The organism is Lentibacillus halophilus (assembly GCF_055395055.1).
This window is the reverse complement of sequence record NZ_AP043750.1, coordinates 926,177-940,219: the sequence shown is the minus strand read 5'-3', so window position 1 is coordinate 940,219 and position 14,043 is coordinate 926,177. Positions and strand designations below refer to the sequence as shown.

The 14,043-nt window shown below is 45.3% G+C and carries 10 protein-coding genes, 2 tRNA genes and 2 other annotated features; of the genes, 2 read left to right on the top strand and 10 right to left on the bottom strand.

Features of this window, described 5'->3' with window-relative positions:
• Positions 1 to 22 precede the first annotated feature (22 nt).
• Positions 23 to 94 (bottom strand) — tRNA-Arg (locus ACZ5Q7_RS04300).
• 149 nt (positions 95 to 243) lie between these two features.
• Here ACZ5Q7_RS04300 and ACZ5Q7_RS04295 point away from each other — a divergent pair.
• Positions 244 to 888: a deoxynucleoside kinase gene (locus tag ACZ5Q7_RS04295; protein ID WP_343751523.1), complete on the top strand. Its 645-nt coding sequence runs from the start codon at positions 244 to 246 to the stop codon at positions 886 to 888.
• 84 nt (positions 889 to 972) lie between these two features.
• On the opposite strand, the gene proC is transcribed toward ACZ5Q7_RS04295, so the two are convergent.
• The 8 genes from proC to guaB form a co-directional block, all read right to left on the bottom strand.
• Positions 973 to 1,788, bottom strand: a complete 816-nt coding sequence (proC, locus tag ACZ5Q7_RS04290; RefSeq protein ID WP_343751522.1) for a pyrroline-5-carboxylate reductase — start codon at positions 1,786 to 1,788, stop codon at positions 973 to 975.
• 52 nt (positions 1,789 to 1,840) lie between these two features.
• Positions 1,841 to 2,056 (bottom strand) — a binding site (T-box leader).
• A 172-nt stretch (positions 2,057 to 2,228) separates the two neighbouring features.
• Positions 2,229 to 2,319: transfer RNA gene (locus ACZ5Q7_RS04285), tRNA-Ser, on the bottom strand.
• A gap of 212 nt (positions 2,320 to 2,531) precedes the next feature.
• On the bottom strand, positions 2,532 to 3,941 hold the full coding sequence (locus tag ACZ5Q7_RS04280) for an ISLre2 family transposase (protein ID WP_464432896.1): 1,410 nt from the start codon (positions 3,939 to 3,941) through the stop codon (positions 2,532 to 2,534).
• A gap of 204 nt (positions 3,942 to 4,145) precedes the next feature.
• Positions 4,146 to 5,420, bottom strand: coding sequence for a serine--tRNA ligase (gene serS / locus ACZ5Q7_RS04275; protein WP_343751792.1), 1,275 nt, complete (start codon positions 5,418 to 5,420; stop codon positions 4,146 to 4,148).
• Between the two features lie 46 nt (positions 5,421 to 5,466).
• Positions 5,467 to 5,683, bottom strand: a binding site (T-box leader).
• A gap of 31 nt (positions 5,684 to 5,714) precedes the next feature.
• Complete coding sequence (gene pdxT / locus ACZ5Q7_RS04270; RefSeq protein ID WP_343751794.1) at positions 5,715 to 6,305, bottom strand: pyridoxal 5'-phosphate synthase glutaminase subunit PdxT; 591 nt, start codon at positions 6,303 to 6,305, stop codon at positions 5,715 to 5,717.
• Positions 6,306 to 6,320: 15 nt separating this feature from the next.
• The gene (gene pdxS, locus ACZ5Q7_RS04265) at positions 6,321 to 7,205 is read right to left on the bottom strand and encodes a pyridoxal 5'-phosphate synthase lyase subunit PdxS (RefSeq protein ID WP_343751795.1); all 885 of its coding nucleotides are present in this window, start codon (positions 7,203 to 7,205) and stop codon (positions 6,321 to 6,323) included.
• An 82-nt stretch (positions 7,206 to 7,287) separates the two neighbouring features.
• Complete coding sequence (locus ACZ5Q7_RS04260) at positions 7,288 to 8,631, bottom strand: serine hydrolase (RefSeq protein WP_425542357.1); 1,344 nt, start codon at positions 8,629 to 8,631, stop codon at positions 7,288 to 7,290.
• 171 nt (positions 8,632 to 8,802) lie between these two features.
• Positions 8,803 to 10,269: an IMP dehydrogenase gene (gene guaB, locus ACZ5Q7_RS04255; RefSeq protein WP_343751796.1), complete on the bottom strand. Its 1,467-nt coding sequence runs from the start codon at positions 10,267 to 10,269 to the stop codon at positions 8,803 to 8,805.
• Positions 10,270 to 10,452: 183 nt separating this feature from the next.
• Between guaB and ACZ5Q7_RS04250 the strand changes: the two genes are divergently transcribed.
• Positions 10,453 to 11,418: a YaaC family protein gene (locus ACZ5Q7_RS04250; protein WP_343751797.1), complete on the top strand. Its 966-nt coding sequence runs from the start codon at positions 10,453 to 10,455 to the stop codon at positions 11,416 to 11,418.
• Positions 11,419 to 11,434: 16 nt separating this feature from the next.
• On the opposite strand, the gene gyrA is transcribed toward ACZ5Q7_RS04250, so the two are convergent.
• On the bottom strand, positions 11,435 to 13,966 hold the full coding sequence (gene gyrA, locus ACZ5Q7_RS04245; RefSeq protein ID WP_343751799.1) for a DNA gyrase subunit A: 2,532 nt from the start codon (positions 13,964 to 13,966) through the stop codon (positions 11,435 to 11,437).
• Between the last annotated feature and the right edge of the window lie 77 nt (positions 13,967 to 14,043).

Sequence of the window (14,043 nt, the reverse complement as noted above, 5' to 3'; positions counted from 1 at the left end):
TGCGCCATAATAACATTTTGAATGCCCCCGGCAGGAATCGAACCTGCGCACACAGCTTAGGAGGCTGTTGCTCTATCCCCTGAGCTACGGGGGCGTTGTTATAAAGGGAGCGTTACACTAAAAAGCACCATCTTTATTATACAGAAATCCCGCTCATATGAAAAGGCACATTTTCAAAACCATGGAAGGTCACTTTCGTATATGCTACAATAAAGCAATAACCAACGTGATCGGAGGGTTCATATGCCAACTGTTCCGTTCATTGCCATTGAAGGACCGATTGGGGTTGGCAAGACATCCCTTGCCAAAAAATTATCCGCCTATTTCGGCTATCATTTGCTGCCGGAAATCGTTGAAGAGAATCCATTTCTCGATAAATTTTACAACAATAGCGATGAATGGAGTTTTCAAACAGAAATGTTTTTCCTTTGCAATCGGTTTAAGCAAATGGAAGACATAGAACGAACGTACTTAAACCATCATAAGGCAGTTATTGCCGACTATCATATATCCAAGAACATGATTTTTGCTGGACGTACCCTCCCAGAAGATAAATATGAAAAATATAAACAAATTCACCATATTTTAACCCGTGATTTACCTATTCCAAACATTATGATTTATTTGCATGCGAGTCTTGATACGATGTTAGAGCGTATTCGTAAGCGCGGAAGGACAATCGAACACCATATACAACCGTCTTACCTGTCTCAAATCGCTGACGATTACGACGCCCATATGAATGCATTTGAAGCGCTCCATCCAGATATGTCAATTATTCGTATTGACGGAGACGACAGGGATTTTGTCAACCACCAGGACGATTTGGAGGCGATTATCCGACAAGTACAGCAGCACATAGACAAACAAATAGGATCAGACCATTAAAAGGGAATATATATGTGCCACCTCTTCCTGTTCCGGAAATTAACCCTGCACATAAGGAACACGGGAGTCGATCGGTTCCTTATGTTAAAAGGTTTTTCCTAATTCAATCGAGCGCTCACGAGCGGACGTCACACAATTCATGACCGCTTCCCGGAAATGACCTTGATCCAATGCTTCCAATCCAGCCTGTGTCGTCCCGCCCGGACTGGTAACATTTTCGCGTAGTTTAGAAGGATCCTCCCCGGAGGATCTCAGCATTTCTGCCGCACCGGCAATCGTCTGTATTAGCAGTTCCTGCGCTGTTTGTTTGTTCAGACCTGCTTCAATCGCTGCCGCTTCCATGGACTCAACCAGATAGTAAACGTACGCCGGCCCGCTTCCCGCAATAGCTGTAACGGTATGCATGTCTTCTTCAGCAACCTCTGTTGCCGTTCCCAACGTGCTGAACAATTCCAAAGCAGTGGCAAGATGGTCCTCTGTCGCAAATTTCCCTCTCGTTATAGCTGTGGCAGACGCCCCAGCTGCTGCTGATGTGTTCGGCATCGCCCGTATGACCGGTATGTCACGACCCAGCATTTGAGAAATGGTTTCTGTTGATACACCCGCAGCGATGGATATAAGCAGTTGTCCCGTATCCAAATGATCACGGATCGAATCAATGGCTGCTTCCATGTCATATGGCTTGACAGCAAGCAAAACAATATGAGCGTCCGCCACCGTCTGCTGTTTATCCTCAACATAGGAAATGTTGTATTGCTTCCCGAGATGCTCCAACCGCTTCTGATCGGATTTATTGGTCACCATAATGTTTTCTTTTGGTAAAAATCCACTGTTCAAAATCCCCGACAGAATAGATTCAGCCATCGACCCTGCCCCGATAAACGCCATTTTTTCCGCCATGATGCCCATCACTCCTCACAAATAAAATAAAAATCCTTCATGTCATCCTTCGAAAAAGGACGAAATGAAGGGTTCCGTGGTACCACCTTTGTTGGCATAGAAATACACACCATGCCCACTTTTTTGATAACGCAAAAGGTATGCGGTCAGCTATAGCTGACAACTCCAAGGTAGGTTTCACGACAGCAACATCCGATGGAATCTCACAGCCGTTGAATTCCAATCTCTTACGGCAGCTAACCGCTACTGACCTTTTCTTCGTTCATTTCCTTTGTTTTTATGTACTATACCTGCTGTCATCCGGAATGTCAAGACGTATTACTACGAACATACATATTTCCGGCAGGTGCCTTATTGGAATGTCCCTGAAAAAGAACCGCTACAATAGGATGTAACGGCTTGGTGGTTCTATCTCCAATTTATGCGCATTTGTAATGAAATGGAGGAGGTAGAGGGATTTGAACCCCCGCGCGGTTTGACCCGCCTGTCGGTTTTCAAGACCGATCCCTTCAGCCACTTGGGTATACCTCCATAAGACAGGTTACAATATATCATGTATTTCGGCCTCTGTCAATATAATCATTACATATGTATGTGTCAATCTTTTCTCGATGTGGTTGTCACACCAATATATCTGGCACTTTATCTTTGTACACTTTTTCCGGCTACCGCGCTGTCGCTTGGTGGCCTGCATATTTTCGTCACGTTCCAAAACCCGGAACCTGACAAAAACATGCAGGATATTACCTAAAACTCTTCATCAAGTTTCCTATCGCTGATGAATGGGCTGTATATAAACTGATGGATCCTTCTTTTGCGCCAATCGATGGGCGTGTTGGCTGATTCAAGTATTCCGTCATACGAATGGTCTTTTCAACGTCTCGCTGCTTGCGTGCGCTTCGTTTTTGGGATGTGAGATAAACATCTCGCAACGTGTTATTGAGGATACCCTGTTTTACTTTCACCATAGCTTCACTGCCGTCGGCGCTCCAATGCATCCCACGTCTTTTCATCCGGAAAGAAACGCGGCGCTGATTGGATTCCATAGCCCCTAAGCCTCGTGCGTCTTCTGGCGGGTCTTCCACTTTCTCACGCCAGTCAAATAGACGATTCCAATTGTGCTGAATGTAAGTTCGAAAACCGTTTACCTTTTCCAGCTGTTTCGCGTCTTCCAGGGTACTTTCGTATGTATCCAGCCAAAGTATGACCTGTTGCCAATCGTGTTGTTCTAACGCTTTCCTTATCCCATCCTTAAATTCACTCTTTTCACCGCCTAATGCCCGATTTAACGCCTGGGCTATATGATACGTGTCAAGTTGATTCAATACGGGGTAACGGGACTGGGAAAAGGCTTCTTGAAATCGTTCAGCTGTATAGCCCTGCCCGCCATCACTATTGGTCACAACCTGCGTATTCTCCAGCGAATAACCATGGGCTGCATATGACTGTACCTCTTTCCAAAAGTCATCAGCCGGTTTGGTTGTCATGATCACATGTTGATTGCTGAGTGATACTCGTTTGCCATTTTTGACCCAGCCTTCATGCATCATCGCATGCCGGATCTCATGGCTTTTCTTCTTTTTCGTTGAACGTACAAATACACCGTCAGCCTCTGCATACAAAAAGTCTACTTCTCTTGCCTCCGGAAGGGACGCTGCTTCCTCCAGTTCAGCCGCCATTTCCATATCAGCCTGGGACTGCGCCTCTCCAACACGCTTTACGATACTCCCGACTGTTTGATGACTCATCGTTACGGGTGTCCATTCCTTCAAAGTTTGGGCTGATGCACGATACGTGCTCTCACTAGCCAATTCAGCCACTTTTACCTCCGTCAGGGGACTGTACCGTTGACTTTTCCGAAGACCAGCCCACTCATCAAAGGGATAGTGAGAATCACCTTTCAGGTCATGCATTAATGTATGCCGAAAACGAACCGCCCCAAACGTGAATTGAACCGTTTTCCAATCTTCGCGCTCGACAGTCCAGCCCAACTTCTGTTTCTCAGCTTTAATCACCTTATTAATCTGTGTGAACACTTCTCCCACCTGGGAAGCGAACACCTCATACATATAGAGTCGAATGCTTTCTTCCAAATCAACTAAGTTGTTTGTTTCCTTTATTAATGCGTATAATCTTGATATAATAGTTTCCATGAGAAGGCCTCTTTCGAAATGTATTTGCCCGTCAAAGCATACATTTCATGATAGAGTGCCTTCTCTTTTTTGACTAGAAAATTGCCTCAGGTGGCCCCGAGAATTATTTTACACATATATTACATATATCATGTTAATACGAGACTAAGCCAGCGGAATTCCTGACACCATTCAAGAATTCCGCACTGCTTTATACACTGTTCCTCATCTGAGCGTGTCTTTGCCGCCCATATACGGCCGGAGAACATCCGGAACAATAACAGACCCATCGTCCTGTTGATAATTTTCCAGAATGGCAGCAAGCGTCCGTCCGACGGCAAGACCGGAACCATTCAATGTATGGACATGTTCCGGTTTCTCTTTTTCCCCTCTGCGAAACCGGATGCCAGCACGTCTTGCCTGAAAATCCTCAAAATTGGAACAGGATGAAATTTCACGGTAGGTTTCCTGGCTCGGGATCCAAACTTCAATATCGTACTTTTTAGCGGCAGTGAACCCTAAATCACCCGTGCACATGTTCATTACACGATACGGCAAGTTCAACAATTGCAATACCTTTTCCGCATGCCCCGTAAGTATCTCCAGCGTTTCGTAGGAATCTTCCGGTTTCGTAAAATGAACCAATTCCACTTTATTGAATTGGTGCTGGCGAATAAGTCCACGCGTATCCCGTCCGGCTGAGCCTGCCTCTGAGCGGAAATTCGCACTGTATGCGACATATTTGCTCGGAAGATCCTCCATGCTCAAAATCTCATCCCGATAAAAATTCGTCACAGGTACTTCAGCTGTCGGAATCAGAAAATAGTCCCAGTCCTCCAATTTAAAAACATCCTCAGCAAATTTTGGAAGCTGACCCGTTCCTGTCAGACTTCCGCGATTAACAATTTGCGGCGGCATCATTTCCGTGTACCCGTGATTATCAGCATGTACGTCCATCATAAAACTTATCAGTGCCCGTTCCAACCGTGCTCCAAGCCCTTTGTAAAATACAAAACGGCTCCCGGTCACTTTGGCGGCCCGTTCAAAGTCAAGAATATCCAAGTTGGCAGCAATATCCCAATGCGGCTGTTTCTCAAAACCAAATTCCGAATGAGTGCCCCACCTGCGTATTTCCACATTATCGTCTTCGTCGTCACCGACCGGCACACTTTCATGTGGAATATTCGGAATGGACAACATAATCATTTCCAATGAATCTTCCAGGTCGTTCAACTCATTGTCAAGTTCTTTTATTTGATCACCGACTTTCCGCATTTCCTCAATAGCCGATTCAGCATCTTTTTTTTCTTTCTTCAGTTCGGAAATTTGTTTCGATGTTTCATTCCGTTTGGCCTTCAGAGCCTCCGTTTCCGAAATCAATGTTCTTCGGCGTTCGTCAAGTTCACCAAACCGGTCCAGTTCAGAAAGATCTTCCCCGCGATAGGATAATGCTTCCTTAACCTCTTTAAAGTTATTTCGTAAAAATTTCCGATCAAGCATCGTGACATCCTCCTTATTAACATATAAAAAACTCCCGTCCCTGACTGTCAGGGACGGAAGTTTGCTTTCCGCGTTGCCACCCTTATTGAAGAGATATCCCCTTCCGGCTCCATACGATAACGGTTTTCCACCGAGTTTACCTACTGTTATTTCAGCAAACCAGTTTAAGGATGGATTCACAGGCAGCCATCACCGATTCTCACCTGTCATCGGCTCTCTGAAGACAGCTGACACCTGTTACTATTTCCTTTCGTTACTGTTAATCATTATTATTACATCACAAATGACGTCCGATTAAGACGCAAGGCTATTTTTTGATTGTTCCACCATTTCGATAAAATATGCAATAAAACGATGATCATCTGTTAATTCGGGGTGAAAAGCCGTGCACAAATAATGGCCCTGTTTAGCCGCAACCATCCTTTTCTGATAGTCAGCCAGTCCTTCCACCTCATGGCCTGCTTCAGTGATATACGGCGCCCGAATAAACACAGCATGGAAACCATCTCCTGCATATGTTATATCCAAAGTTGCTTCAAAACTTGCCACTTGTCTGCCGAATGCGTTTCTGGCAACGGTGATATCCATCAAACCAAGATGACGACTGTCCTGCCCCTCAACAGCATTCGCCATCAAAATCATTCCCGCGCACGTACCAAATACTGGTTTTCCCTGTCTGCCAAATTCTCTAATAGCATCAGAAAAACCATAACTGTCCATCAGCCTTTGCATTGTTGTGCTTTCACCGCCAGGAATAATCAATCCATCTATTTCACTGAGCTGTTCCACCCGCTTGATCTCCACGGCAGCAGCACCGCATGCTTCGATGGACCGTATATGTTCGCGGACGGCACCTTGCAAGGCAAGTACACCAATCACATTCATCGTTATTCCTTCTTTCTATTCACTGCGATCCTGCATCCGGTCATGTCCTTCCAATGTTCCCATTTCAATGCCTTTCATTGCATTACCAAGGTCTTTGGAAAGCTCACTGATTAATTGGTAATCCGTATAATGTGTTGTTGCTTCAACAATCGCCTTAGCATACTTTTCCGGATGTGTCGATTTAAAAATACCTGATCCAACAAAGACACCATCCGCTCCAAGTTGCATCATAAGAGCCGCATCCGCCGGTGTTGCTACCCCGCCGGCTGCGAAGTTGACAACAGGAAGACGACCTTCCTCGCGGATGTTCATCAGTACGTCATATGGTGCCCCAATGTCTTTAGCATAGGTCATCACTTCATCATCCGACATCGATGTCAATTTCCTGATTTCAGATTGGACCTGGCGCATATGGCGAACGGCCTCAACAATATTTCCTGTACCGGGCTCACCTTTGGTACGGAGCATAGATGCACCTTCACCAATACGTCGTGCCGCCTCCCCAAGATTGCGACAGCCGCAGACAAACGGTACCGTATAATCCGATTTTTTCAAATGATACACGTCATCGGCTGGGGTCAATACTTCACTTTCATCGATATAGTCAGCCCCCATAGACTCCAATACACGTGCTTCCACCATATGTCCGATACGAGCTTTTGCCATCACTGGAACCGATACAGCATTCATCACCTCTTCGGTAACTTCTGGACTTGCCATGCGAGCAACACCACCGGCTGCACGGATGTCAGACGGAACACGTTCCAGTGCCATAACGGCAACAGCACCCGCATTTTCCGCTATTTGAGCCTGTTCGGCATTAACAACATCCATAATGACGCCGCCCTTTTGCATTTCTGCCATTCCACGCTTCACACGATCTGTACCCGTATTCACCATCGCTCTACCTCCAATATATAATTGTTTCTAGTTTTATTTTACTACACATCTCCGCCTGAAGTCGATCAAGCAGTATCGACTATTAGAACCAGCCTTTAACCGTATCCGTCACTGTTGTAAATAGATTGGAAAAAAAGTGTCCGACCGATCCAATGGCGAGCATGAACCAGTTAGCTTTTTCCACCTTGCTCTGTGCTGTCAGATCCATGGTCTGTTTGTTTACATCCGGAAAAATATAGCCATAATCATCGTCGCCTTTATAAACGATTTCAGCTGTGCCGATCTTTTCTCCTTTTTTAACTGGCGCCGTCAGTTTTTCTTCTTTATTTAATTTGTCTTTATTCAAATGATACGTCATGGCGTAGTTCTCTTTTTGGCCCTGTTTTATATACGAACGGAACGAGTCGTTGACGGCTATCTGTACCGTATCCTTTTTTCCTTTGGCTACTGGCATGTTTGATTTATCATCCAGCTGATAACCTTCCGGAAATATCTCTTGTTTCTGGAATTGCTGGAATCCGTAATTCAACAGTTTTGCTGTCTGCTGAAAACGTGCTGGTTCACTTTCGGCTCGCATAATGACAGAAATAAACCGATTGCCATCACGTTTTGCCGTTCCTGTGAAACAATACTGCGCCATGTCTGTGTGACCGGTTTTCAATCCATCAACGCCTTTATAATGAAATTGCTTAAGAGAACTTGCCTCTTTCGGGTCATGCGGGAGCATCCAGTTATAGTTGCGAATGGTTTGGCCATCAAAATTTGTTGATGGAACTTTGGATACATCAAGCGCTTTTGGATAGTCATTGATCAGATGATACGCCAACAGCGCCGCTGATCGGGCAGAAAGCTGATTATTGGCATTCGGATCGGTTCCCTCCGGTACATTGTCGCCGAGGGACGAATTGTGTAGTCCTGTCGAATTAACAAACTTATAATCCGGCAGTCCCATCTCTTTGGCCTTCTTGTTCATCATTTTGACAAACTCACCTTCCGAGCCTGCAACCAGTTCGGCAAGGGCGATCGTGGTGGCATTGTCCGAATTAATGGCCATTGCTTCGTACAATTCTTTAACGGTATAATCTTTACTTTGTTTCAGGCCGACACCGGAAAATGTCGTGTTGGCCGATATACTGTACGCATAATCGCTGATCTGTGTCGTGGTATCCCAACTGATGTCGCCATCCTCAATCGCTTCATGAACGAGGTATTCCGTCATCATTTTAGTCATGCTGGCAGGGGGAAGGGCCATGTCCGGCTTTTTAGCGTACAAAATTTTACCTGTTTTCGCATCTACCAGAATGGCTGATTCCGCATCCAGATCTAAATCTGATGCCTGTACCGTCCATGGCTGTGTTACGGCAACAGCGATCATCACGACAACAGCCAAGAATAGGGACACATATGTCTTTCCACTATAGCTCACTTTCGTTTCCTCCACTTTGATTAAGTATGTCTTTGCTGCATTCTACTGACCATTAACATTCGTATTTTATCATAAAAAATAGAAAAAAAATAGACAGGTAAAAGCCCTATCTATTTAAAATCATTAGGAAAAAATTACTATGTTACGTTGGCGTCACAAGTTGATACCCCCTCAGGAGTAATTGGGAGCCTCTTTAGTTATTTGCACATCATGCGGGTGGCTTTCCCGCATTCCGGCGTTGGATATCCGAATAAAACGGGCATTAAGACGCATATCATCGATGGTCGGAGTGCCACAGTAGCCCATACCCGCACGCAGACCCCCGGCCAATTGATGGGTCGTGTCAGCGAGTGGTCCCTTATAGGCCGTCCGTCCTTCTATACCCTCCGGAACCAGTTTTTTAGCATCTTCCGCATCCTGGAAATACCGGTCTTTGGAGCCTGCCTTCATCGCACCGACCGATCCCATACCACGGTAGACTTTATATTGCCGGCCCTGAAAAATCTCTTTCTCTCCTGGACTTTCCGATACACCGGCAAACATACTTCCAAGCATCACAGCGTGAGCACCGGCAGCAATAGCTTTTACAATGTCACCGGAATACTTGATCCCGCCATCAGCAATGATGGGAACACCGTATTCAGATGCCTTGGCCGCACAATCATAAATAGCCGTAATCTGCGGCACACCGATGCCTGAAACCACTCTTGTTGTACAAATGGAGCCAGGACCAATACCCACTTTGACAATCGTTGCACCCGCTTCAATCAAATCGGCGGTTGCCTCGGCCGTAGCAACATTGCCTGCAATAATATTTAAATCCGGATACGCATCGCGAATAGTACGGACTTGTTCGAGTACGGCCTGCGAGTGTCCATGTGCCGTATCTACGACAATAACATCAGCACCTGCTTCAGTCAGCTTTTCGATTCGCTTCATGGAATCACCGGAAATACCAACAGCTGCACCTGCCAAGAGACGTCCTTGTCCATCCTTGGACGAATTTGGAAATTCAATGGCCTTTTCAATATCTTTAATCGTAATCAGCCCTTTAAGGACACGGTCATTATCAACAAGCGGGAGTTTTTCAATGCGTTGATTCTGTAATAATGTCTCCGCTTCTTCCAATGTGGTACCAACAGGGGCTGTCACAAGGTTTTCACTTGTCATAACATCTTTAATCGGAATTGAATAATCCTGGATAAAGCGTAAATCCCGGTTTGTTAGAATACCTGTCAATTTTTGTTCATCGATATTGTTCACAATAGGAACACCGGAAATACGAAATTTCCCCATCAGATGTTCCGCATCATAAACCTGATGCTCTGGTGTGAGGAAAAATGGATTCGTGATCACACCGCTTTCCGAACGCTTCACCCGATCGATCTGTTCCGCTTGATCCTCAATCTGCATATTTTTATGAATGATGCCCAAACCGCCCTGACGAGCCATTGCAATCGCCATTTCTGCTTCCGTCACCGTATCCATCCCGGCACTGATCAACGGCAACTCAAGACGAATGTTTGTCGATAAATTCGTGCCTATATCAACTTCATTAGGCAGTACATCCGATTTCGCCGGCATCAGTAATACGTCATCAAACGTCAATCCTTCTTTGGCAAACTTGTCCTCGCGCATTGGTTTAACCTCCTATCAGTGAGTATGCTCGCTGTGATTAAAATTATGAATCCGGGGCAAACTAAGTCAAGACATTCTATTGATAATAACAATACGGCAACAACGCCACATTTGCAACAGCTTAGCGGGCACACAAAAGAAAAACTTCAATTCTGAAATTTACCACAATTAGGAGCTTCTATAATGCTTACCAACAACATTTCACAGTTTTATACTTATTTGCAGTCTCAGCAGAATGCTCAAGCGTATTTGGCCGATTGCTACCATCGGAAATTAAAAATGAATAATGCTTCCGTTAAAAGCTTTGAAAACTGTTCGCCATTTATACATTATCTGGATCACGGGTTGCGTTTCTACCAAAATGGCAAACAACTGGAACCTTTATTGCAGCCGCTTTTATTTTTTTATGGCATGGTGCATTTAATCAAAGCAAACCTGCTGTCGGTACGTCCGGATTATCCGGAATCGACGGCCATTCTGGCTCACGGTGTATCCAGCAGAAAACGCAAAAAACGGGATTATACATTTATGAAAGATGAAGTAAAAATTCAGCAAAACGGCCTATTTTCCTACTTTACCACTCACCTTTTTGCTATCCGGACACCGCCTTTTACTAAAATCAAAATGAACCAGCTGTTTGCGCTAATACCGGAATTGGGGCCCTTATTCCGGTATCAAGCGGGGGACAAGCTGACAGCCGTCGGAAAACGGGGGGCTAGGTCATTGCAATTCCCCAGTTGGATAATCGATCACTATCATTTAACCGTCAACACTTTTATTAATCGCATCAAACCATACTTACCGCCAATAAAAATGACGCAAACAAACCATAATTACATAAATATTGAGCTATATGAACCACTTTGTCCGTCAGAGGCCAGTCCCTTTTTCACTAGCATGACGGATGATCAGGTCTATTTTCCAATTAACCGGGACGATTGCTTACCCATTTCTGAAGTGATGGTCCATTATTTGCTTCTCTATAACTTAAGCATGCTGTGCCGTTATGAGCCGGAATGGTGGGGGGAAGTCCTTGCTGCCAAGCCGGATGCCGACTTTCCATTTATCCGATCCTTTTTAGAGATAACAGCGGAAAAAATCCCGATGTTGCTCGGCGTAACACTTTTAACCAACTGTGACTACCTGTGAACGTTTGACATCGGGGTTATTCCCCATTCTCTTGCGCATTATCTGTGTCATGGTCACCATCCGTAACGGCTCTGGCTTCCCAATCGTTATCCTCAGTGCTGTCATCTTCCGGATCGTCTTCTTCCTGTTCCGCCACAGCAACAGTAGCCACTTCCTCATCTTCCTGAAGCCGGATCAGCCGGACACCTTGTGCATTTCGTCCTGTTTGGGAAATGCTGTCCACCGGAATCCGGATCAATACGCCTGCTGCGGTTATAAGCATAATATCCTCGTCACCTGTGACAGCTTTTACGGCTACGACGTTATTGTTTTCGGATAATTTGCATGTGTAAATGCCTTTGCCACCGCGTTTCGTTACCCGATATTGTTCCTCTGGTGTACGTTTTCCGGTCCCATTGTTCGTCACATGAAGAACGTGCATTCCTTCGTCCAGTATTTCCATGGAAACGACGTCATCATCGTCCCGTAATGCAATACCGCGTACGCCGGCTGCATTTCTTCCCATTTCCCGAACCTCATCTTCAGGGAAACGGATGATATAACCCGTTTTCGTGCCGATCATCATATCTTTCTTTCCATCCGTCATTTGAACAGAAATAAGCTCATCCTCTTCACGGAGTCCTACGGCAATAAGTCCACCTTTACGAATATTCGCAAACTGTGACAGGCTGGTCCGTTTGCAAATGCCATGTTTGGTCGTAAAGAATAAGAAATGGTCACTGCTGTATTCAGAAACGGTAATAACCGCATTAATCCATTCTTCCTTCGCCACCTGAAGCAAATTAATGATGGGGATTCCTTTGGCGGTACGACTGAACTCCGGAATTTCATAACCTTTCGCACGGTAAACTTTCCCTTTATTGGTAAAGAAAAGGACCGTGTCATGGGTGGATGTGGATACGAGATGTTCAACAAAGTCATCATCATTTGTTCCCATTCCCTGAATGCCACGACCGCCACGTTTTTGTGTCCGATATGTCGAGGCAGGCAGCCGTTTGACATATCCGTGATGGGTAAGCGTAATCACGATGTTTTCTTCCGGGATCAAGTCCTCATCCTCAATCGAGTCAATCCCACCGGACACAATCTCTGTACGGCGATTGTCATTAAATTTATCCTTAATGGCAATCAGTTCTTCTCGGATAATCTCCAGTAATTTTTCATCATCGGCAAGAATAGCTTTCAATTCATCAATTTGCTGCAGCAAATCATCATATTCATTGTTGATCTTATCCCGTTCCAATCCGGTCAGTCGTTGCAGACGCATATCAAGAATAGCCTGAGCTTGCTTGTCCGTCAGCTCAAACTGTTCCATCAGTCCGTTTTTGGCTGTGTCGGTCGTTTGGGAATTGCGAATGAGTGAAATAACGTTATCAAGGTTATCAAGTGCAATTCGCAGACCTTCCAAAATATGAGCCCGTGCCTGTGCTTTGCGCAGTTCAAATTCGGTACGCCGTGTCACAATTTCTCTTTGATGTTCCAAATAATGTTCCAAACATTGTTTCACAGTCAGTATTTGCGGTCGTCCATTGACAAGCGCAAGCATATTAATCCCAAATGTCGTCTGAAGTGCGGATTGTTTATACAAATTGTTCAGGACTATGCTTGAATTGGCGTCACGGCGCAGTTCAATAACAACGCGCATGCCGTTGCGATCCGATTCATCACGTAAATCCGCTATACCCTCAATCCGCTTATCTCGGACCAATTCAGCAATTTTTTCAACCAGTTTAGCCTTGTTAACCTGATATGGCAATTCCGTGACGATCAGACTTGATTTCCCGTTGGCATGTTCTTCGACGTCCACTTTCGCCCGGACGGTCACCGATCCTTTCCCCGTTTCATAAGCTTTTCGAATACCATTTCTCCCAAGAATTTCACCGGCCGTCGGAAAATCAGGACCATGAATATAGGACTCCATCAATTCATGGATGGTGATATCAGGATCTTTACTGAGGGCCAACACGGCGTCGATTGTTTCACCAAGATTGTGAGGGGGGATATTGGTTGCCATTCCGACAGCAATTCCAGCCCCACCGTTAACAAGCAGATTTGGAAAACGGGAAGGAAAAACAACTGGTTCGTGCTCTGTGCCATCATAGTTTTCCGTATAATCGATCGTATCTTTATTGATATCTCGCAGCATTTCCATGGAGATTTTAGACATGCGTGCTTCGGTATAACGCATCGCTGCTGCCGAATCCCCATCGACAGAGCCAAAATTGCCATGTCCGTCGACAAGCATATAACGATAACTGAAATCCTGGGCCATCCGGACCATGGCTTCATAGACGGCCGAGTCACCGTGCGGATGGTATTTACCAATGACTTCGCCAACGATGCGGGCCGATTTTTTATACGCTTTATCGGCATGCATGCCAAGGTCGTTCATCGCATATAAAATTCTGCGATGAACAGGCTTCATGCCATCACGTACATCCGGAAGGGCCCGTGACACAATAACACTCATGGCATAATCGAGGAATGATGTACGCATTTCCTGACCGAGATTAATTTCTTGAACATTTGGACGCTCGTGATCCGCCATTTAACATACCTCCAAATCTCACTTCCCGAAAAACACGGCACGTCAAGCCGGTTCCATGAGAAGACTAACCTTAATAT

What these genes read in the sequence shown, in the direction of transcription:
- ACZ5Q7_RS04295 (WP_343751523.1), top strand. Translation starts at nt 244, where the DNA reads ATGCCAACTGTTCCGTTCATTGCCATTGAAGGACCGATTGGGGTTGGC.
- gyrA (WP_343751799.1), bottom strand. Translation starts at nt 13,966, where the DNA reads ATGGCGGATCACGAGCGTCCAAATGTTCAAGAAATTAATCTCGGTCAG.
- proC (WP_343751522.1), bottom strand. Translation starts at nt 1,788, where the DNA reads ATGGCGGAAAAAATGGCGTTTATCGGGGCAGGGTCGATGGCTGAATCT.
- serS (WP_343751792.1), bottom strand. Translation starts at nt 5,420, where the DNA reads ATGCTTGATCGGAAATTTTTACGAAATAACTTTAAAGAGGTTAAGGAA.
- ACZ5Q7_RS04280 (WP_464432896.1), bottom strand. Translation starts at nt 3,941, where the DNA reads ATGGAAACTATTATATCAAGATTATACGCATTAATAAAGGAAACAAAC.
- pdxS (WP_343751795.1), bottom strand. Translation starts at nt 7,205, where the DNA reads ATGGTGAATACGGGTACAGATCGTGTGAAGCGTGGAATGGCAGAAATG.
- pdxT (WP_343751794.1), bottom strand. Translation starts at nt 6,305, where the DNA reads ATGAATGTGATTGGTGTACTTGCCTTGCAAGGTGCCGTCCGCGAACAT.
- guaB (WP_343751796.1), bottom strand. Translation starts at nt 10,269, where the DNA reads ATGCGCGAGGACAAGTTTGCCAAAGAAGGATTGACGTTTGATGACGTA.
- ACZ5Q7_RS04250 (WP_343751797.1), top strand. Translation starts at nt 10,453, where the DNA reads ATGCTTACCAACAACATTTCACAGTTTTATACTTATTTGCAGTCTCAG.